We start from the raw sequence: 974 nt of genomic DNA on the forward strand, positions 1-974 counted from the left end.
GTATATCGGAAGGACCATGAGGGGCAGATATACATAAGTCATGCCGAGCATAATGGCCGTCTCGGTATAGAGGATTTGAATTGGTGAACTGACTATCCGAAGATCGACGAGCAGCGTGTTTATTACGCCTTCGTTKCGTATCAGTTGCATKATCGCGAAGGTGCGGATCAGCATGTTGGTCCAGAATGGCAACATKATTAGCGTCAACCAGAAATCGCGCCGATGCGGCGGCCKCGTAGCGATAAAATAGGCTGCGGGAAATCCGAACAGGAATGTGAGGACCGCGGTCAGGAACGACAGCTTTATTGATCGCCAAAATACCACKAGGTGTTCTGTCGCCCAATTGACTTCATCGGTGAAGAAATCGCGTTTGGCGACGACGTTGACCCAACTTTCAGTAGAGAATGTCCAGTCGATACCACMGTACTCTCCCGGCGTTAGGAAGGAATAGACAGTGATTAGCGCKAGAGGGATGATCGCGGCGAGAAGCAGAATGACCATCGCAGGCGTCAGCAGAAGCGCTTGGGCTTTGGTTATTGTCGGTCGTTTGGGAGACGGCTGCATTGTCAATCTCCCAGGATCTGCGCCGCGCCATCACGCAGGCGGATGCCGATACGATCGCCCACCGGGATATCTGCCGGAAGGATGTCGGCATGCTGCGTCCGGACCACGAAATTTGCGCCTTCCCGCAGGCGKACATGATAAGCGGTGCCAGTTCMGAAATACACAATGTTGATCAATTCGCCCTCGAGATGACCATCTCCCGGCGAAACTATCTCGGCGTGCTCCGGCCGCACGGCCAGCGTGACAGGACCGACGCTCGTGCCGGCCTTTGGTGCTCGCGCACGCAATCGCACACCCGGCGCGAATTCAAGACAGGCCCCCCCTGCCTCAATGGCCGATAAATTAGCTGCAAGGAAATTAGTTTCACCGATAAAATCGGCTACGAAGCGATCGGCCGGCTGGTCGTATAT

At 54.7% G+C, this 974-nt stretch carries 2 protein-coding genes; both read right to left on the reverse strand.

The window, feature by feature from the left end:
- Nucleotides 1–564, reverse strand: a 564-nt coding sequence (locus tag QD357_RS32540; RefSeq protein WP_414126118.1) for an ABC transporter permease, incomplete at its 3' end; no start/stop codon positions are given.
- A 2-nt stretch (nt 565–566) separates the two neighbouring features.
- On the reverse strand, nt 567–974 hold a 408-nt coding region (locus QD357_RS32545; RefSeq protein WP_414126119.1), incomplete at its 5' end, for a TOBE domain-containing protein.

This window comes from Rhizobium sp. BR 317 (assembly GCF_047445835.1).
Taxonomy (GTDB): domain Bacteria; phylum Pseudomonadota; class Alphaproteobacteria; order Rhizobiales; family Rhizobiaceae; genus Rhizobium; species Rhizobium paranaense.